Raw genomic sequence first — 17388 nt, forward strand, 5'->3', positions numbered from 1 at the left:
GGCATCCGGGCGCGCGTACCCCCGTTGGATCGTGGGCGCCCGCCGGATGAAATAAATAGGTTTATAAGCACGGGAGCAGTAGCATACTTCTCGTAGTCGGACAAATCCGCCCACAGGAGTTTCAGAACATATCAAATTCCCCTGAATCAGGCTCAAATCTGTTTGAATCGCGCGGGAATGTTTTATCTGTACTGGAGATAAAAATAACCTGAAGTGAAAAGAAGATGGTCCCGGCCAATGCACGAACCTACGCCTCTCTACGGTAGCATCAGCGCGCTCTCCGCCATCCTGGATGAACTCGATGAGGGGCTGCTCGTCGTCGGTCCCGACAACCGGGTAGCCTGCGTCAACAGACACCTCCGGCACGTCCTTGGTATCGACCGGGATGCGTCCGGCGGGGTCGATGCGGACCAGTTCGTCCGCCGGACCCTGGCGCCGCGGATCGCCGAAGAGTCGTGCAGGGCGAAGCTCCTTGAGTTCTTCTCCGGCCGTCCGCGGCCTCTCGATGCCCTGTGCACGGTCTCGACGTCCGGCGGCGAGGACGACCGGGTCTGCTGCTCGTGCAGGGCCGTCGAGAGCGGGCCGTTCCGGGGTATGCGGGTTGTCCGCCTCTCACCCGGCCCGCCCGGTCTCCGGGGGAATTCTGTCTCCGGCACCGCCGGGCGGAAGTGGATTGGCGAGATCCTGCGGCAGAACGATGACTGGTACCGGTTCCTTGTCGAGAACCTGAACGAGGGGATCGCGCTGGTCGACAGGGAGGGCGTCGTGGTCTTCGCCAACAGGAGACTGGCCGAGATCCTCGGCTGCCCGGCCGCCGAGGCCACCGGGGCGCCGGGCTCGCTCTTCCTCGACGAGGAAGATGCCGGGTACATGCGGGACTACCTGCAGAACCCGGACAGGTCCTCGCACGAGGTCTTTGAGATCGACCTGGTCCGCAAAGACGGTGCCCGCATCCGTGCGCTGGTGGCGACCACCCCGGTCATCGATGCCTCTGGCGCCTGCCGCGGGTTCCTTGCCGGGGTCCTGAACATCACCCAACGGAAGCAGATGGAGCTGCAGTTTGAGGAGAGCGAGGAGAAATACCGATCGCTCGTCGAGCTCTCGGCCGAGACGACCCTGATCCACCGGGACGGTATCATCACCTACATCAACCCCGCCGGCGTGAGGCTTCTTGGCGCGTCAAGCCCCGGGGAGGTCGTCGGGAAGACTGTCTTTGATTTCATCCACCCCGAATCCCGGGATCTCATCAGGTCCTTTACCGCCCGGGACCTGCAGGGGGAAGAGACGCCGCTCATCGAACTGCCGGTCGTCAGGCTTGACGGGACGACGGTCCTCGTCGAGGGGCGGGGCACCCGGGCGCTCTTTGCGGGGAGACCCGCCGTCCAGGTCGTCATGCGGGACATCACCCACCGGAAGCAGGCGGAGGAGCGGCTGCAGGCAAGCAACCGGCACCTCCTGCTGCTCAACAGGATCATCGGCACATCCGCCCTGGCTAAAACCCCCGACGAACTCCTGGAGACGGTGCTCAACCAGGCGCTCGACCTCCTCGGCTACGACGGCGGCGGCGTCTACCTCGCCGAACCCGGGCGGGGCGGGATCGCGCTCCGCTACGAGCGGGAGATGCCGGGGGGGTGCCTGGAACGGGCCGGGGGTTTCCTCAAGGCGCCATGCGCCAAGGCCCTTGCCGCCGGGGTTCCCCATTACCTCGAACGGGGCAGTGACCCGGACAGCCCCGCATCCCGTCTCCTCCGCGACATCGGGTTTGCCGCACTTGCCTGCATCCCGGTCATCGTCGAATCCGACGTCGCCGGGGTGCTCCTCATCGGGAGCAGGGACCGGCAGTCCTTTCCTCCCGGAGAGCGCGCACTCCTCGAGGCGATCGGCCGGGAGATCGGGGCGGGCATCCTGCGGGGGATGCTCCACCAGAGGCTTGAGGCGGCGAACCGGGAGGCGAACCTCTACCTGGATATCCTCACCCACGATATCCGGAACGCCGACAACGTCGCGAACATCTACGCCGATCTCCTCATCGACGAACTCGACGGGGAGGCGGCCAAGCATGCCAGGAAACTGAAGGACGGGATCCGGAAGAGCATCGAGATCACGGCAAACGTCGCCACCATCAGAAAGATCCACGAGAGCCGGGCCGGCCTTGCGCCCGTCGACCTTGATGCCGTCATCAGAAACGAGATCGAGCACTTCCCCGACCTCTGCGTCCGCTACGACGGGTTGCCCGTGGAGGTCTTCGCCGACGACCTTCTCCCCCAGATCTTCACGAACCTCATCGGCAACACCGCAAAGCACGGCGGGCCGGGGGTCAGGGTCGCCGTGGCGGTCGAGAGCCTGGATGAGGGGACCGTCGTCGTCACCGTCGCCGACACCGGCCCCGGTATCCCGGACGAGATGAAGGGGGCGATCTTATACCGGTTCGAGCGGGAGAACGGTAGAAGGGGGAGCCAGGGCCTCGGCCTCTCGATCTGCCGGATGCTCGCCGCCCGTTACGGTGGCAGGATCTGGATCGAGGACCGGGTGGCGGGACACCCGGAGGAGGGTGCCGCGTTCCGGTTCACCCTCCGGAAGGCCGGCGGGGGCAGGGGGGCGTGAGGCCCCGGGGAGCCTTTCCCCGAGGATCTCCCCGGGTCCGGGCGTTTATCTCTCCGCCATCGCCTGCAGGATCGACATAATCCCGGGTTTTGCCTTTCTCCGTGTCCTTGAGCAGAAGTCGTCCATCTCGATATCGGTGGGGTCGTACAACTCTTTATTCATCCGGTCGGTGATCTCGTCGAATATTCGCCGGTAAGCGACACAGTGAGGATCGACACCGCGGATCTCGCCGCCTGTCGGCGCTATCGCGTTGTAGGGGCACCCACCCCGGCAGTACCTGATATGGGGGCATCCTCCGCATTCGCGGTCGACGTACTCCTTGAACTCCTGCATGAGCCTCCCGGCGTCCGACCGGGCGAGGTCTTCGGGTGTGGGGCGGTCGTAGACGTTACCCATCACGTACCCCGGCATCCCGACAAAGCGGTAGCACGGGTATATGCTCCCGTCCGGCCCGACGGCCAGGGTGGTTCCCATGCAGTCAACGAACGTGCAGACGGTGCCGTGCCGGGTAAATACGCACCTGCAGAGGTCGTTGATGTTCATAACCTCGATCCTGTTCAGGTTCTCCAGGTACTTATCGAGGAGATACACCAGCAGTTCCCCGTATGCTTCGGGTTCGAGCGCCCACTCTTTCGGGTTCTCGTTCCGGAGAGACGGCAACGCCGGGTGCAGTTTGAGGGGGAACCTGTTCTGCAGGAAGAAGTTGAAGATCTCTTCTTTATGCTCGACCGACCGGGAGGTGAACGTGCAGATGAACCTGACCTCAAGCCCGTTTGCCCGTGCAATCTCGTAGCCCCGCATGGTCTTTTTAAAGTAGCCCTCTCCCCTCTGCAGGTCGTTGATTGCCTCGGGGCCGTCGATGCTGGAACCGACGGGGATATCATATTGGGCAAGTATCTGAGCCAGCTCCGGGGTGAGCCTCCAGAGGTTGCTCTGCAGGGCGAACGTCGGTGCGAGACTGGCGAGGCCCTCGGAGAGGATGGGGAGGGCCTGCCGGTAAAAGTCCGCGCCGGCAAGGAGCGGTTCTCCCCCGTGGAAGGTGATGGTGACCTGGTCGGACCGGTAGTCTTTGAGCCATTCCGCTATCTCCCGGACCGTCTCTATACTCATCCTCGGGGAGTCTTCGTCCGAGCTCCAGCAGTAACGGCATCTCGAGGGACAACCGAGCGTGGGTATGATCATGACGTGAAAAGGGCTCTTCATTACACCGAGGTTCTCTTCGATGAGTTTAAAACGTGTTGATATACCTTTCGATATCCGCGACCCGGGCAGGTGTAGCCGTCCGGATAAATGAGGTCCTGCTGCAGAGGTATCAGGCCGGTCTGCCCTGCATGCACGATCCAATCACCCATGAACCGATCGCGCTGCCGGAGGCGCCCGGGACGACGCGGCGGGCCGGGGGCGCGACGAGCGGGAGGGGCCGGGGGAGCGGCGGCCTCTCCTGCACCTGCGGGTTCGATCGTCGCCGCACCCGGGATGCGCCACCCTCATGGTCCGCTGCAGGGGAAGAACCCGGGGAGGAACCGGATGCTGCCCGGTATCTCCCGGAACCATTTTCGCCTCGTCCTCCGTATGCATGGATGAGGAAGAAGAATGGACTTTTCCGAGTGCGTGAAGTTTGCAAACGAAAACCCGGTGACCTACATTGCGACCACCGACGGCGACCAGCCCCGGGTCCGGGCGTTTGCCATGTGGTTTGCCGATGCGACCGGGTTCTATTACCATACCGGGACCCCGAAGGCCGTCTGGCGGCAGCTCAAGAAGAACCCGAAGGTCGAGCTCTGCTTCTACTCGCCCGCGGGTACGGGGACGATGATGCGGGTCGCAGGAGAGGTCGAGTTCCTCGATGACGCTTCCCTGAAGAACCGGCTTGTTGGGGAGCGCCCGTGGCTCCTCCAGATCGGGGTCTCCGGCCCGAGCGACCCGAAACTCGCCGTATTCCGCGTGGCCCACGGCGAGGCGTACTTCTGGACGATGGAGCAGAACATGCGGGAGAGTGAGGCGCCCCGGGTCCGGTTCTGAAAAATCTCAGGACTCTTACCGGTCCTTTTTCATCGCCTCCGCCTTCAGGTCTTTGGGCATCAGCTCGACGGCGTACCGGAGCGCCGTCCGGGGCATGGCCTTCTTGTTTGCCATGATGTAGGAGAAGACCTCGTCCGTGTGCTTCCTGCTCGCCTCCTTGAGGAGCCACCCGTAGCCTTTTCGCACCATGTCGTCCTTATCGGTGAGGAGGAGATCGGCGATCGCGAGAGCGTCGGCGAGGAAGATCCCGCGCTTTGCGGGCACGACCAGCGAGACCGCCGCCGCCCGCCGCAGCCAGCGGTTCTCCGACTGCGTCCAGCGTTTCAGTTCCTCGATCTCGCCGGGGTATCGCACGATGAGATCGCCGACGGCATGGTTGCAGAGGCTGTCGCAGGCGGCCCAGTTGGTGATGTAGGTATCGATCCAGTGCCGGAAGACGGCAATATCGTCGGGCTCGTAGCGGTCCGCGAGCAGCGGAGCCCACGCGGATACCACGAACGCCTCCTCCATCATCCCCGATCCATAGAGGTCCTCGCAGAGGGCGAAGATATCCTTTTTCTCGCGGGGTTTGACCTCCTTCCAGTACTTCTTTGCGATTGCTGTTGCGGTCGCGGTCTTCATCCCGTAGCACCGGACCTCCTCCTTGAAGAACCGTTGCGCGTTCTCGCGGATTGCGGGGTCCGCGTGCGCCGTGAACTCCTGCCGGATCGTTTCGATGACCGGGTCCATATGCAGGTGTACGGAGGGCCGGGAGATAAACGATCCGGCAGGCGGGGCTCCGCTACCGTCTTTGGCGGTCCGATGACCGCTCTCTCCCGAGGTACCGCTCGATATGCGTCTTCCTGATCCCCGCATCAAGCAGGCACCGGAAGACCTCTTCCCGCCCGGCAGTCGCGATCTCGCGCTTCGCCCTCCGTAGCGCCTCGATCTCGGCCCGGTACGGGAGTTCCCTCGGCCCATCCGTCAGGCGCCGGAGTTCCGCTGCACCGCACCCGGTCGCGGCGACCCCCTCCTCCGGGCACATGACAATCCGGCACGCTCCGGCAACATACGCGATCCGCCGCCACCCCTCTTCCCAGTCGATCACCGCGTAGGATGCCGGGGAGCAGTCGAGGGAGACGTAGGCCTTCCCGGCGACTACATCCGCCATCATGCCGTAGTGACCGGTGACGATGCACGCCGCCGGGAGGTCAAAGAGCCAGACCCGGTTGGCGAGAGGTGCGTGGGCCACCACGACATCGACCGGGCCCACGGGCGATCCGGCCATCCTCCTCTCCTTCCCGGTGGGGACGCCGAAGCATATGCCGCAGACGTCCCGCACCTTCCCCGATATTTCGTGGAGGAAGGGGTTCGCTTCCGCCGCCTCCCGGACGCGGCCGTAGGTGCCCATCGCATTGTCGTTGTTCCCCTCGACGACGACGCAGTGTCTCCCCGCCGCTGCAATATCTCCAAGGAGGCCGAGGAAGAGCTCCGTCTCATCGAGCCTTGAGCGCGCGCACCGGTCGTAGGCGGCATCCCCGGCGAAGACGACGATATCCGGGTCCGTCTCCTCGACCAGGCGGAGGAACGAGTCGGGGTTGACCCGTCCGCCGCCGGGCGAGCCCCGATCCCTCGTCCCCCACGAAAGATCGCTGAATGCGAGTATCCTCGTCGGAGGCATGGGCCCGGGGTTGGGCTCCGGGGGTGGTAGGTCTCGCGGTCGTGGTCGGACGGTGTCTTTTGCCGACCCGGAACGGTTCTTGAGAGGAAGGGATTCCGCCCCGGTAGACGTTCTCACAAATTGCGCCGCTCACACGCCCTCGGCGCCTTCTCCTGCCGGTTGCCCGTCGTGCGATCCGGTATTGCTCCGGGTACTGCACGATCAGGTTCCCGACGGCGTGCGGTCGGTCCCTGTCGGCACTGCGAACGCGCTACGGTTCCCCCTGCCGCCGGGCCGGTACAGGCCTTTCGGCACCAGGAGCTCGAATCGGGCGCCTTCTCCCGGCACTCCGGTCTCCCTGATGGAGAGACCGGTGATGGCGAGGATCTCACGGGCGAGGAACAGTCCAAAGCCGGTGTTTTTGTAGTACCTCCGCTCGAAGATGCTCTCCTTCTCGGTCCCGGGAACACCCTCCCCGTCGTCTTTGCAGACGATCAGCAGGCAATCATCCTCCTGGAGCGTAGAAAATCCAATTCTCGTGAGGTTCCCCCCGTGCCGGAGCGCGTTCTCCACGAGGTTGTAAAAGACCCTCTCAAGGAGCGGATCGGCAAAAATCTCGATCTCGCCAATATCCACCGAGAGGTGTACCGGTTCCGGGGCAAGGGGTCCCGTCGCCCGCAGGATCGTCGTCTCGACGTCCTGCCACCGGGGCAGATGGACGCCGATCTCCTGGTACTCCCTGGTGAAGGTGATCTGGTGGCGTGCCATCTCCCCTGCCGCCTCCATCTTTCCGAGGTAATCGAGGAGGAGCCGGTCGGACGTCGATTCTCTGGCAAGCTGGATGTAACCGAGGACCACGGTGAGCTGGTTGAGGACGTCGTGCCGGGTGATGCTCGATAAAAGATTCAGCTTTTTGTTTGCCAGCCTGACTGCTTCCTCTGCTTTCTTGCGATGCGTGATGTCGCGAGCTACGCCCACCGTTCCGATGACCGTTCCCGAATCGTCCAGGATGGGCGACCGTACCGTCTCAAGGATAAACCGATTGTCTCTCACGTCAACGAAGTTCTCTTCGACGATCACCTGCGCCCTGCCTGCCATCACCTTCCGGTCGCCCTCTTTGAACGCCTTTGCCGCCTCTGCGCTGACTACGGTACCGATGGGATTACTCGTCAGGCACTCCGGTTCCACTCCCAGTGCATCAGCGAACGCCTTGTTTACTGCAATATACCGGGAGTCAGCATCTGTCAGCCAGGCCATGTCCGGGATATTGTTGATGAAGGACCTGAGTTCGGTGTTCTTCTTCCGCAACGACTCCTCCATCCGCTTACGTTCGGTGATATCCATGATTGAGGCAATACTCTGTCTCGTTCCCGGGGAGACCACGATGCTGACGATGACATCAAGCACGTTCCCGTCCCTGGTGACGACCTTTGCTTCGTACTCGTGGGGTACGGTCGAGTCGTTCCGGCCTCCCTCCTGGTGATGCGCAGGCAGCATCTCCCGGTAGTTCTCCTGGACGAGATCGACAAATTTCATCCTGTTCTCGATCTCTTCGCGTGCGTACCCGGAAATTTTCTCAAAGAACGAGTTGACAAGGGATATCGTACCGTCATCCTCGATGACGGCCATGGCGGTGCCCGTGTACTCAAAGAGCGTCTGGTACCTCTGGATGAGGTCCTCCGAGGTCTTTTTGAGGAGCGCGTGGACGGCGGCACGGTCCCGTATCGCAAGGTCGTAATTTGCCGCGAGGCGGGCCATGCGGCTCTCGGCCCTGTTGAGCGCCGTGATGACGCTCTTGCGCTCTTCCGGAGAAAGTCCGTCGAGGAGAGGCTGGAGCGCCTCCTGAAGAAATTTCAGGTGGTTCATGTCAGGTCGTCATTGAAGTCGATCAGGGCAATACAGAGGGTCTCGTTGTAGAAATCGCATTCACCCATCCTGTTGTTCCCGATCTCACCATAGGTGAAAAGGCCAATCACCGGGACGTTCCAGAGGGCGGATGCTGCCTGTGTCTCATCTGCCAGCATTGATCCTGCGGCGATGCGCCTTGCATAGCAGGAAAAGAGCAGGACAAGGTCGGCCCGCGGATGCTCCGCGTGAAAGTCCTCCATCTCCCGGATCGATTTCTCGATGATCTCGTACCCAAAGGAGCTCGAGAACCGCACTTTCGCCCCCTGCGGGAGGGAGCCTGCAAAGGTGAGCGACCCCCTGCCGGTATCGACCGAGAGGAACGTGCGGATCACTTCGGTACCGTCGGGTCTTCTGGCGAGGAGAGGGAACGTCACCCCGAGTTTCTGAAGCGCCTCGCCGTTCAGGTTGAGGTAATCCTTGTAGATATCGGTGGCGGGGCGATCGTTGATGGTGTAGACGACGTTCCCCTCAGACGAGGTGACCACCATATCCATGCCTACGCCGACCCATCCGCTGCATGTCGTACCGTCGACCCGCACCTTTGAACGGTCGAATACGACGGCGACAGCCCCGTCCGTGGAGTAACCCCGGTCGGAGAAGACGTAGGTCTCCGTAAAATTGCCGTCGTCACCAGCGAGACCGCCAACGATCGGGGTATTCTTCGGGCAGATCGCCTTGATACCCCTGACAACCGTCTCCGCGTCGTTCTTCAGGCCAGATATCCCAACGATGAACGCGGGATCTTTGAAGGTGTTCATGCCCCAGGACCCTATCCGGTTCCCGAGTTCGAGAGCTGAGTCCCCGTTCCTCTCAAAAAGTGCAACGGCAGACTGCGAGGGGTCGAGGTCCGCGAACCAGCAGGCGGCCGACTGTTCGAGGTCCGAGGACTCATCCGGGGTCATGAGGATCTCACCTGCGGTCGAACAGCCAACGATCGGGATATCCAGCGGCGAGACGGCGGCGACGATCTCGGGGATGCCGAGTGCTACCGAAGAGAAGATGATCCCGATCGTCGGATGAAACTCGCTGCTACCGTTGACTCGTTCCACGATCTCCTCGGGAGAGTACGCCGCAAAACAGATCGATTGGGGCATGTGGTTCAGCTATGTGGTACCTGCGTCTTCAAAGACCTTCTGATATCCGATTGCACCGTCCATGCACCTGGAAGAGTCCCTCGATATCGAGGTAAGTCCCCTCTTCGCCGCGGTACCTGTGACGGTTCACCTCGACGGCCGCCTTCAGGCAGAGGGGCAGGTGTCGGTCATAGATCAGTCCCCGGGGTAAATATGAAGACGCCTTTGTTGTAGTGCTTCTACCCGTTACCCAGTAAGGAAAATAGGGTGTCCCAGGGTATTTCCTGCAGATCCACCCCGTTTTCTTCCCGGTTCACTGCTGTTCACTCCCCCGGCTTTTGAATCTCTGGAAAGGGAAATGCGATGATGAGGACAACAGTATCCATTGCTCTCTGCATTTTCCATCATCGCCGCAGGATGCACGGGATCGGTACCGACGACTCAGCCGCTGGTGAATATCACCGGCTCCCCGGTCCAGACGGTGCACGTCGGGGAACGACACCGGCCGGAAGGCGGTATGCGCCCGGTCGCTCATCAGAGGTGAACTCCGCCGCCCGGTCGAACCCCGTGTTCTCCTCATACCACTGCGGCCGGCGGGAGGACCATGCCGGCACCCTCACCTCGCAGATCCGCTCGGTTGACGGGAAGTAGGGCTTGATGTCGAGCACCGGCGTGCTGTCGTCGGCATCGATATACGCGACCCCGACGATGCCCGCGGCGGTATCGACGCCGAGCACCGGGAGCGCCGGGAGCACCGGGAGCGCGACCGGGTGGCAAAGATCCCGATCGTCTCCGGGCCTTTTGTATAGGGTTTCGTGCAGGTGGTCTCACTCCGGCGCCCCTTCGTATCGACCCGGTCGCACCACCAGAGGATGAGTTTATGGCTGAAGCCCAGAAGTCCCCAGGAGAGCGGGTCGGAACGGTTCGGCGATCTCGATTGGAAACGATCCTTTGTCGGCATGCACGGTGCCGACAGGTGTTGCACTGAATGTGCGTGCGTCCATCGAAGCTCCCTTCCTGATGACTCAATGGTGAGCGCAACAGGGGAAAAAGGGTGTGACTCTTCCCCGGGGGAGGGGTCACGGGAGATACCCATCCACGCACTCGAGGAACCGCTCCACGGTCGCCGTCGAGTAGGGGCCTTCCTCGTAAGCCGTCGCGATCGTCAGGCTGCCGCGGAAGGTCGAGGCCGTCATCAGGAACCCGTAGGGCCAGCAGACGCAGGGGAGGTATTGGAGATCGAGAAGGTCGAGCATCGTCCCGTCATTCCCGGGAACGGGGAGGTAGTCGCCGGGGTCGAAGATGCCGAGGTTCGAGAAGACCGGGTTCTTCAGGCCGGACGAGAGGTACCGCTCGTTCATCTCCTCAAAGAACGCCCGCACCGCCGGCATCCCGCCCGCCATGATCCCTCCGTAGAAGAGGATGGCCGATAGACCGGGGGTCCCCGCCTTGCGGCGGGCGGTTACCTCCGTCACCTGGCCGATGATCTCCTCCAGTCCCGCTCCCTCGTCCACGGAGAGGGTGGCCTCGTAGGCGACGGAGAGGTTCACGGGCAGCCCCTCCCCGTGGCACCCGGGGTATCTCCTCCGGAGATCGGCCGAGGTCAGGATCGACCGGGGCGCACCCCTATCGGAAGGATCGTCCCTGACCCTCAGCAGGGCGAGGAAGAAGGCAGCGATGAGGACGTCGTTCACCGTGGCGCCGTGCTCCCCGCCGAAGGCCTTTATGCGCCCGAGCCGTTCGGGGGCGAGCGTCCGTGAGGCGATCCGGGGCGTCCCCCTCCCGGTCCGCTCGGCGGGGAAGCGCCACCGGTCGACGAAGGGTTCCTCCTCGGCAAGCGCCCGCTTCTGCTCCTCTTCAGAGTAGAGCGCAAGGATCTGGTCCGTGCCCCGGTCGTGGGGCTCGCGGGGGAAAGGCCGGTAGTCCGGGTCCGCCATCACCCCCCGGTAGGCGGCAAAGACCTCGCGGGCGAGGAGCATGGCGCCGGCAGCGTCGCAGAAACCGTGGTGGCAGGTGACGGCGACGATATCGCCCTCCGCCCTCCGGTAGAGGCCGACCCGCACCTGCGGCCCGGCGCGGACGTCGAGCGGCGGCGGAGGCAGGTTCTCCCCGGCCGGGACGAGGACGAACGCCCCCTCCCACTGCTCCTCCGGGATCTCCTCCCAGAAAGGCTGGCCGTCAACCTCTGCAAACCTGGACCGGATGTAGGGGTTGGATGCGATCAGCCTCTTCGCCGCCTCCCTCATGATATCGCCGTCGATCTCGCCGTTGAATGCGAAGAGGACGTGCATCGTGGGATCGTATATGCGCTCGAAATAGACGTTAAAGACGTCAAAGGCGGGTGCGGGATGGCGGGCCGGCGAGGGAGACATGCTCTTAAGAATCTCTTTGTTCCGGGATAACTGCTTTCGTCTCGGGCACCCACCGGGTTTGCAAATGTTTTTGGGCAGGAACCGGTTAGAAGATACTACCGCGTGCCGGGCGGAACCGGATGCGAGGAGACCTGCGATGAAGAGAAAGATCATCGATATCGACGAGGAGAAGTGCACCGGGTGCGGGCTCTGCATACCCGACTGCCCGGAAGGAGCGCTCCAGGTCATCGACGGGAAGGCACGGCTCGTGAGCGACCTCTTCTGTGACGGGCTCGGCGCCTGTATCGGGACATGCCCGGAGGGGGCGATCCGCGTCATCGAGCGAGAGGCCGTACCATACGACGAGAAGGCCGTGATGGCAACGATCGTGCCCCAGGGGGAAGCGGTCATCCGGGCACACCTTGAGCACCTCCTCGGCCACGGGGAGGAGGGGCTGTACCGGCAGGCGGTCGAGTACCTGACCGCGAACGGTATCCCGGTTCCCCCGCACGACACCGCGGGCGGCGGCCGTGCGGGTCCCGCTCCCGCCGCCCCGATGGCATGCCCGGGGTCCACGGCACGGAGCCTCCCCGAAGGAGAGGCCGGGGAGGCGGGGCGTGCCGGACGGGCGGAGCCGGCACTGCGGCAGTGGCCGGTCCAGTTGACGCTCGCGAATCCCGGGGCCGCTTACTTCGACGACGCGGATCTCCTCATATCCGGGGACTGCGTCCCCTTCGCCTACCCGGAGTTCCACCGCGACTTCCTGCAGGGGAGGGTCCTGCTCATCTTCTGCCCGAAACTGGACACGGACGTTGCCGGTTACGTCACCAAACTCGCCGAGATATTCTCGCGGCACACGATCCGGTCGATCACGGTTCTGCATATGGAAGTGCCCTGCTGCAGCGGGGTGCGGTACGTCGTGGACCGGGCCCTGGAGCGCTCGGGAAAGACGATACCGGTGAACGAGCAGACGATACTGATAACCGGGCGGGTCGCAGAGGAGGGAGAGAGGACGATCCGGCGCCGGCCGGGCCGGGGATGAGACCGATCATCCCCTCGTAGCGTCGGCAGTCTCCTCCGCAGATGACCGGCCCAGAGGAGCAGGTTCACTCAATCCGCCGGAGGCGCTGCCCCGTTCCTCGCGGGAGCGGAGTTTGAGCGCCGGACAGAGTCCGATCACCCGGAACCGCTGCACTCTTCGATCCGTTTCTCCTTGTTAGACCCGGCCTGCCGGGTTGCAGGGTGCCGATACCGGCGATGATCTCTATCTGGTCTCTGATTCTTATGGAACTACAGGGATATCTCTGGAATATGGGGGCATTGAGATCGGGGGCGATGTATCGATACGCCTGAATGTCGCGGGAGGTTGGGTTGTCTCTGCGCTCTGGGGAAGAAGACCGAGCGGCACTTTAAAGCAATCTGGTGGAAGAGAGATAGAGCAGGAGTGTGAGTGTGATGAAAACCCGCGCCGAAGTCCTCGACACCCTTCGGTCTCTGAAAGGCGAGTTGAAGGACCAGTACCATGTCCTGAGTATCGGCATCTTCGGATCGTATGCTCGCGAAGAACAAGGGGAGAGCAGTGACATCGACGTACTCGTTGAGTTCGGCCCCGAAGCGGACCTCTTTGATTATGTCGGGCTTTCACAGTATCTTGAAGAGAAACTCGGCTTGAACGTGGATGTCGTGCCGAAGGCGGCGCTGCGCCCGGAGCTCCGCACCCGGGTTACGCGGGACCTCCTCTCCGCATGAGAGCATACACTATCTACCTCGCGGATATTGCCGATGCCCTGGAGAAGATACAGGAGTTCACCGCGGGCATGACGTATGACGAATTTCTCCATGACGATAAGACCCAGAGCGCCGTCATCAGGAAGTTCGAGATCCTCGGCGAAGCGGCAAAACAGATCCCGGTGCCCGTCCAGGAGAAGTATCCTGCCGTCCCCTGGCGCGAGATGGCAGGGATGCGGGACAGGCTGATCCATGCGTATTTCGGTGTCGATACGATGCTTGTCTGGCGGACGGTCATCAACCGCGTCCCAGAACTCCGGCAAGGCATTCTCCGGATCCTCGAGCTGGAACACGGGAAGTGATCTGTTTCCGGCAACCGGCCCTTATGTCCCGCTGTTTTGAGTACGGCGCACGAGGCCGGGCAGGCTCGGGAGACCGGTCCGGCGCCGGACCCCTGTCACCGCCGCGAGACGTAGCGGTTCCCGTTCAGGTAGAACCGGAGGGGGAGGTCCGCCGCCTTCGTGATCCCAACCCGGGTCGTCCGGACGATCTCCCCCGGCGAGCCCTCCGGCCGCCTGCCGGGCAGGCTCTCGGGCGACCAGACCTGGAGAGGGCCGTCGAGAAGGGAGGTCCCGTCCAGGTCCATGGTGATCCCGAGCGCCTGCGTCAGTTTTCCCGGGCCGCTCGCGAGCGCGAGCGGGTCGTCCGTCCCCCGCCGCTCCCGCATACGATCGATCCCGGCAACCGGCTCGAGCGCCCGGATGAGGACCGCCTCGCCTGCGCCCTCCGGCCCGGTCACGACGTTGACGCAGGTGTGCAGCCCGTAGATCCGGTAGACGTAGGCGCGGCCCGCCGGCCCGAACATGGTCCGGTTCCTTGCCGTCTCCCCCCGGAACGAGTGGGCCGCCTGGTCGTCCCGGAGGTAGGCCTCGTCCTCGACTATCCACCCTATCGTTGTTCCCGCCCCGTCCCGGTGTACAAGCAGGCATCCCAGCAGATCCTTTGCGACGGTTATGGTATCCCGTTCGTAGAATGCGGGTGAAAGGATCATCGCATGCTCCCCTGCAAGGTCTCTTTCCTCCCCCCATCAAGGTTCCGGATGGGAGAAAGAAAAAGGGTGGAGCGTCAGCGCCGCCGGAGCAGCAGGAATCCTGCCGCGACGACCACGACGATACCGGCGGCTGCCGAAGAGCCCTCCGTGGCCTCTGCCGCCCCCGTTGCTCCCGGCGCTCCGGTCATGGCCGGTCGAGAATCTCCATCCGCACCGGAGGTCGACGGGGCTCTATCCGCCTCCTCCTCCGGCGTCCACCGCCCGCCTGTCGGTGACGATGCCGGCGCCAAAGCCGAAGAGACCGGAGGTCGAGAATTGGTCGATCTCGCCCCAGGCGGCGTCCGCGTCGGTGTAGTGGAGCGTCTCGCCCTCGAAGTCTCCCTTCGTCGTCAGGACGACCGAGTTGATATATTTTTGGTTCGTATGAAAATGCCCCCCCTTTTTCATCCGGTATGCCTGTGGCCCCGCGGGCATCATGTGGTTCGTATGAAAATGCCCCCCTTTCGTATGAAAATGGCCCACGATCTTTTCATCCGGTATGCCTGTGGCCCCAGGGGCATCATGTAGTTTTTCCCGAGTGTTCTTTCGCAGTATCCTGTAAGGCTGATTTTCACAAATTTTTCGTGCCCGGCATCTATTTACATATGGATAAAATTATATTTCCCGCTCATCAACAATGATCCATGCTCGGCATCGTCCCGGATATCGCCCCGGAGGTCTTCTCCCTGGTCGTCGTCCCGGCGTTTATCTTCTTTGCGCGGATCTGCGATGTCACCATCGGAACGATGCGGATCATCTTTGTATCCCGGGGAATGAAGATGGTCGCCCCGGCCCTCGGGTTCGTCGAGGTCTTCATCTGGATCATCGCCGTCGGGCAGATATTCCAGAACCTCACGAACCCGCTCAATTACTTCGCCTATGCGGCCGGGTTTGCGACCGGAAACTACGTCGGGATGCTTTTAGAGGAGCGGCTCGCGATGGGGCTCGCCCTCATCCGGGTCATCACCCAGCGGGACGCAACGAACCTCATCGAGTACCTCCGCGGTGCCGGCTACGGGGTGACGGTCCTCGATGCCCAGGGAAAACAGGGGCCGGGCAAGGTCATCTTCTCGGTGATCAAGAGGAAGAACATCAAGGATGTGGAGAAGGCCATCCACGAGTTCAATCCCAAGGCGTTCTACTCGATCGAGGACGTCCGGCACGCGGCCGAAGGGACGTTCCCCATCGCCGTGCCGGGCCCGATCCCGCTCCACCGCCACAGGATTACCCGGAAGGGGAAGTAACGGGAGACGACGTCGCCCTCCTCACCGCCGGAACCGCTCCCCGGTATTCATGGAGACGACGCCCGAAACAACGATCACCGTGAAGGCGAGCCACGGCGCGCCGGCCACAATACCCCGGATGCCTGTAGCAGCCCGTCGGCCGCTATTTTCCTTAAAAGACCGGCTCGATCGCGGGGTTCATCGAGTCACCGTCACCTGGACCCTATCCGGGCGGCGGGGTTCGTGACGGCAGGATGAGACGGTGGTGGTTTACCGTCTCGCCGGGTACCCCCGGACGGGTGACAACTCGGCCTGGAGACGGCTCCGCCTGAATATTGGTCCACGATACGGGGATGATCTTTACTGTATCATACCGAATCACTGTAAAGTGATACAGTAAACCATCTACCGTAACGTTCTTCACCGTTACGGCAGTTAACAGTAATCATGGATCTCGATCGCCTCCTCACCCTTATCCGGGACGGTGAATCAGAGCGGGTTGAATTCAAGAGGGCGCCCTCAAGGACCATCCATCGCGAGATCGCGGCGCTGACGAACGCGGAAGGGGGTCATATCATCATCGGGGTCGACGATAGCAGCAACATCGTCGGGACCGACGTGAAAGCGGCACTTGAGATGGTTACGAGCGCTCTTTCATCGATCGTTCCGCCGCCGCAGATCACCACCCGTAAACTTTCCGTGAATGATAGGGATCTCCTCATCATCGAGGTGCAGAAGGGCACATCGCTCTGCTCCGTCGGTGGCGTCGTCTATATCAGGGTGGGCACCAGTATCCGCCCTCTTTCTATCCAGGAGATACTTATGCTCTCATCAGAGCTCGGGATCATCGCCTGGGATGGCGCGCCGGCCACCGATCTTGCGGATGCCGACCCCCACTGCATCGATTGGTTCTTTGAAGCCATCACACGATCCCGTGGAAAGGTTATCGCCGACGAGGATCGCAACCGCTACCTCCGTAGCGCCGGCGCCGTGAGAGACGGGATGCTCACCAACGCAGGCATCCTCTTCTTCACCGACGCCGGCATGCAGATCCCCCATGCTAAAATCCGCATGATCCGAATGGCGAACGATGAACCGGTGTGGAGCCGGGAGTTTGAGGGGCCGGTCGCGCGGGTGATCGAGGCGGTGTACTCGGCCCTCCTTGCCGAGATACAGAAGGTTGAGGTGGTCGTGGGAGCACGGCGGGTCAGGGTTGAGGAGTACCCGCCGAGGGCGATCAGGGAAGCGATCATCAATGCCGTTGCCCACCGAAACTACACCGTGAGCGCTGATATCAGGGTTTTTCTCCATCCAGACAGGATCGAGATCCGCAACCCCGGCGGTCTGATGCCGGGCGTTGATATAGAGGACCCGGAGCATGTTCCCCGGAATCCGGCTCTCTCAAACCTTCTCTACGACGCCGGGTTCATAGAGCGCTACGGCTACGGTATCCGCCTGATCCGGCGTGAGGTGGAAGAACATCCCTTCTGTTCGGTTGCCTTCTCGACGGGACCGAACCGGTTCGGTGTCACCTTCAGGAAGATGGTGGGATCTCTCGTGGATGAGGTGGACCGGAGGATCCTGGATGCGGTCCGCGAGCCCAGGAGGAGCGGCGAGATCGCTCTGGTGGTCGGGCTCTCCCGGCCGACGGTTCTACGGCGGCTCAAAACACTTGAGGGGCTCGGGCTGATCCGGAAGGAGGGGGCGGGGGCCCATGTCCGCTATGCGGCGATCCGGTGATATATGCGTC

The 17388-nt window shown here is 62.6% G+C and carries 17 protein-coding genes; 7 read left to right on the plus strand and 10 right to left on the minus strand.

Annotated elements, in window-relative coordinates; translation table 11 throughout:
* Window positions 1-213 precede the first annotated feature (213 nt).
* Window positions 214-2604, plus strand: a complete 2391-nt coding sequence (locus tag QZ408_RS11250) for a PAS domain S-box protein (RefSeq protein ID WP_292491617.1) — start codon at window positions 214-216, stop codon at window positions 2602-2604.
* Between the two features lie 45 nt (window positions 2605-2649).
* Here the strand turns inward: QZ408_RS11250 and QZ408_RS11255 are convergent, their stop codons facing one another.
* Together QZ408_RS11255 and QZ408_RS11260 are read right to left on the minus strand one after the other, a co-directional pair.
* A complete protein-coding gene (locus QZ408_RS11255; protein WP_292491618.1) occupies window positions 2650-3807 on the minus strand; it encodes a TIGR04083 family peptide-modifying radical SAM enzyme in 1158 nt (385 codons plus the stop codon).
* A 109-nt stretch (window positions 3808-3916) separates the two neighbouring features.
* Complete coding sequence (locus tag QZ408_RS11260; RefSeq protein ID WP_292491620.1) at window positions 3917-4075, minus strand: hypothetical protein; 159 nt, start codon at window positions 4073-4075, stop codon at window positions 3917-3919.
* 122 nt (window positions 4076-4197) lie between these two features.
* On the opposite strand from QZ408_RS11260, the gene QZ408_RS11265 reads away from it, so the two are divergent.
* The gene (locus QZ408_RS11265) at window positions 4198-4626 is read left to right on the plus strand and encodes a pyridoxamine 5'-phosphate oxidase family protein (RefSeq protein WP_292491621.1); all 429 of its coding nucleotides are present in this window, start codon (window positions 4198-4200) and stop codon (window positions 4624-4626) included.
* 15 nt (window positions 4627-4641) lie between these two features.
* Here QZ408_RS11265 and QZ408_RS11270 read toward each other — a convergent pair whose 3' ends face one another.
* The 6 genes from QZ408_RS11270 to QZ408_RS11295 form a co-directional block, all read right to left on the minus strand.
* Window positions 4642-5355 (minus strand): DNA alkylation repair protein, encoded by a 714-nt coding sequence (locus tag QZ408_RS11270; RefSeq protein ID WP_292491622.1) that lies wholly within the window; start codon window positions 5353-5355, stop codon window positions 4642-4644.
* Between the two features lie 52 nt (window positions 5356-5407).
* Window positions 5408-6286: a metallophosphoesterase gene (locus QZ408_RS11275; protein WP_292491623.1), complete on the minus strand. Its 879-nt coding sequence runs from the start codon at window positions 6284-6286 to the stop codon at window positions 5408-5410.
* A gap of 201 nt (window positions 6287-6487) precedes the next feature.
* Window positions 6488-8131, minus strand: coding sequence for a PAS domain-containing sensor histidine kinase (locus QZ408_RS11280; protein ID WP_292491625.1), 1644 nt, complete (start codon window positions 8129-8131; stop codon window positions 6488-6490).
* On the minus strand, window positions 8128-9267 hold the full coding sequence (locus QZ408_RS11285) for an FIST N-terminal domain-containing protein (RefSeq protein WP_292491626.1): 1140 nt from the start codon (window positions 9265-9267) through the stop codon (window positions 8128-8130). The genes QZ408_RS11280 and QZ408_RS11285 overlap by 4 nt, the downstream gene beginning before the upstream one ends.
* Before the next feature lie 437 nt (window positions 9268-9704).
* Window positions 9705-10001 (minus strand): hypothetical protein, encoded by a 297-nt coding sequence (locus QZ408_RS11290; RefSeq protein WP_292491628.1) that lies wholly within the window; start codon window positions 9999-10001, stop codon window positions 9705-9707.
* A gap of 324 nt (window positions 10002-10325) precedes the next feature.
* Window positions 10326-11618, minus strand: a complete 1293-nt coding sequence (locus QZ408_RS11295) for a condensation protein (protein WP_292491630.1) — start codon at window positions 11616-11618, stop codon at window positions 10326-10328.
* 136 nt (window positions 11619-11754) lie between these two features.
* Here QZ408_RS11295 and QZ408_RS11300 point away from each other — a divergent pair, with 136 nt between their 5' ends.
* The 3 genes from QZ408_RS11300 (at window position 11755) to QZ408_RS11310 (ending at window position 13687) form a co-directional block, all read left to right on the plus strand.
* Window positions 11755-12639: a 4Fe-4S binding protein gene (locus QZ408_RS11300; RefSeq protein WP_292491631.1), complete on the plus strand. Its 885-nt coding sequence runs from the start codon at window positions 11755-11757 to the stop codon at window positions 12637-12639.
* Window positions 12640-13052: 413 nt separating this feature from the next.
* Window positions 13053-13346, plus strand: a complete 294-nt coding sequence (locus tag QZ408_RS11305; RefSeq protein ID WP_292491794.1) for a nucleotidyltransferase family protein — start codon at window positions 13053-13055, stop codon at window positions 13344-13346.
* Complete coding sequence (locus QZ408_RS11310) at window positions 13343-13687, plus strand: DUF86 domain-containing protein (RefSeq protein WP_292491633.1); 345 nt, start codon at window positions 13343-13345, stop codon at window positions 13685-13687. The genes QZ408_RS11305 and QZ408_RS11310 overlap by 4 nt, the downstream gene beginning before the upstream one ends.
* A gap of 95 nt (window positions 13688-13782) precedes the next feature.
* Here the strand turns inward: QZ408_RS11310 and QZ408_RS11315 are convergent, their stop codons facing one another.
* Window positions 13783-14376, minus strand: coding sequence for a DNA-3-methyladenine glycosylase (locus QZ408_RS11315; protein WP_292491634.1), 594 nt, complete (start codon window positions 14374-14376; stop codon window positions 13783-13785).
* 231 nt (window positions 14377-14607) lie between these two features.
* A complete protein-coding gene (locus tag QZ408_RS11320; protein ID WP_292491635.1) occupies window positions 14608-14823 on the minus strand; it encodes a hypothetical protein in 216 nt (71 codons plus the stop codon).
* A gap of 236 nt (window positions 14824-15059) precedes the next feature.
* Here QZ408_RS11320 and QZ408_RS11325 point away from each other — a divergent pair, with 236 nt between their 5' ends.
* Both QZ408_RS11325 and QZ408_RS11330 read left to right on the plus strand, forming a co-directional pair.
* On the plus strand, window positions 15060-15659 hold the full coding sequence (locus QZ408_RS11325) for a DUF2179 domain-containing protein (RefSeq protein WP_292491636.1): 600 nt from the start codon (window positions 15060-15062) through the stop codon (window positions 15657-15659).
* A 426-nt stretch (window positions 15660-16085) separates the two neighbouring features.
* Window positions 16086-17378: an RNA-binding domain-containing protein gene (locus QZ408_RS11330; protein ID WP_292491637.1), complete on the plus strand. Its 1293-nt coding sequence runs from the start codon at window positions 16086-16088 to the stop codon at window positions 17376-17378.
* Window positions 17379-17388: the final 10 nt, after the last annotated feature.

It is taken from the genome of Methanoculleus sp. 10, assembly GCF_913757945.1.
GTDB lineage: Archaea > Halobacteriota > Methanomicrobia > Methanomicrobiales > Methanoculleaceae > Methanoculleus.

What these genes read in the sequence shown, in the direction of transcription:
- QZ408_RS11325 (WP_292491636.1), top strand. Translation starts at nt 15,060, where the DNA reads ATGCTCGGCATCGTCCCGGATATCGCCCCGGAGGTCTTCTCCCTGGTC.
- QZ408_RS11310 (WP_292491633.1), top strand. Translation starts at nt 13,343, where the DNA reads ATGAGAGCATACACTATCTACCTCGCGGATATTGCCGATGCCCTGGAG.
- QZ408_RS11285 (WP_292491626.1), bottom strand. Translation starts at nt 9,267, where the DNA reads ATGCCCCAATCGATCTGTTTTGCGGCGTACTCTCCCGAGGAGATCGTG.
- QZ408_RS11275 (WP_292491623.1), bottom strand. Translation starts at nt 6,286, where the DNA reads ATGCCTCCGACGAGGATACTCGCATTCAGCGATCTTTCGTGGGGGACG.
- QZ408_RS11315 (WP_292491634.1), bottom strand. Translation starts at nt 14,376, where the DNA reads ATGATCCTTTCACCCGCATTCTACGAACGGGATACCATAACCGTCGCA.
- QZ408_RS11295 (WP_292491630.1), bottom strand. Translation starts at nt 11,618, where the DNA reads ATGTCTCCCTCGCCGGCCCGCCATCCCGCACCCGCCTTTGACGTCTTT.
- QZ408_RS11330 (WP_292491637.1), top strand. Translation starts at nt 16,086, where the DNA reads ATGGATCTCGATCGCCTCCTCACCCTTATCCGGGACGGTGAATCAGAG.
- QZ408_RS11320 (WP_292491635.1), bottom strand. Translation starts at nt 14,823, where the DNA reads ATGAAAAAGGGGGGGCATTTTCATACGAACCAAAAATATATCAACTCG.
- QZ408_RS11305 (WP_292491794.1), top strand. Translation starts at nt 13,053, where the DNA reads ATGAAAACCCGCGCCGAAGTCCTCGACACCCTTCGGTCTCTGAAAGGC.
- QZ408_RS11300 (WP_292491631.1), top strand. Translation starts at nt 11,755, where the DNA reads ATGAAGAGAAAGATCATCGATATCGACGAGGAGAAGTGCACCGGGTGC.
- QZ408_RS11270 (WP_292491622.1), bottom strand. Translation starts at nt 5,355, where the DNA reads ATGGACCCGGTCATCGAAACGATCCGGCAGGAGTTCACGGCGCACGCG.
- QZ408_RS11255 (WP_292491618.1), bottom strand. Translation starts at nt 3,807, where the DNA reads ATGAAGAGCCCTTTTCACGTCATGATCATACCCACGCTCGGTTGTCCC.
- QZ408_RS11265 (WP_292491621.1), top strand. Translation starts at nt 4,198, where the DNA reads ATGGACTTTTCCGAGTGCGTGAAGTTTGCAAACGAAAACCCGGTGACC.
- QZ408_RS11280 (WP_292491625.1), bottom strand. Translation starts at nt 8,131, where the DNA reads ATGAACCACCTGAAATTTCTTCAGGAGGCGCTCCAGCCTCTCCTCGAC.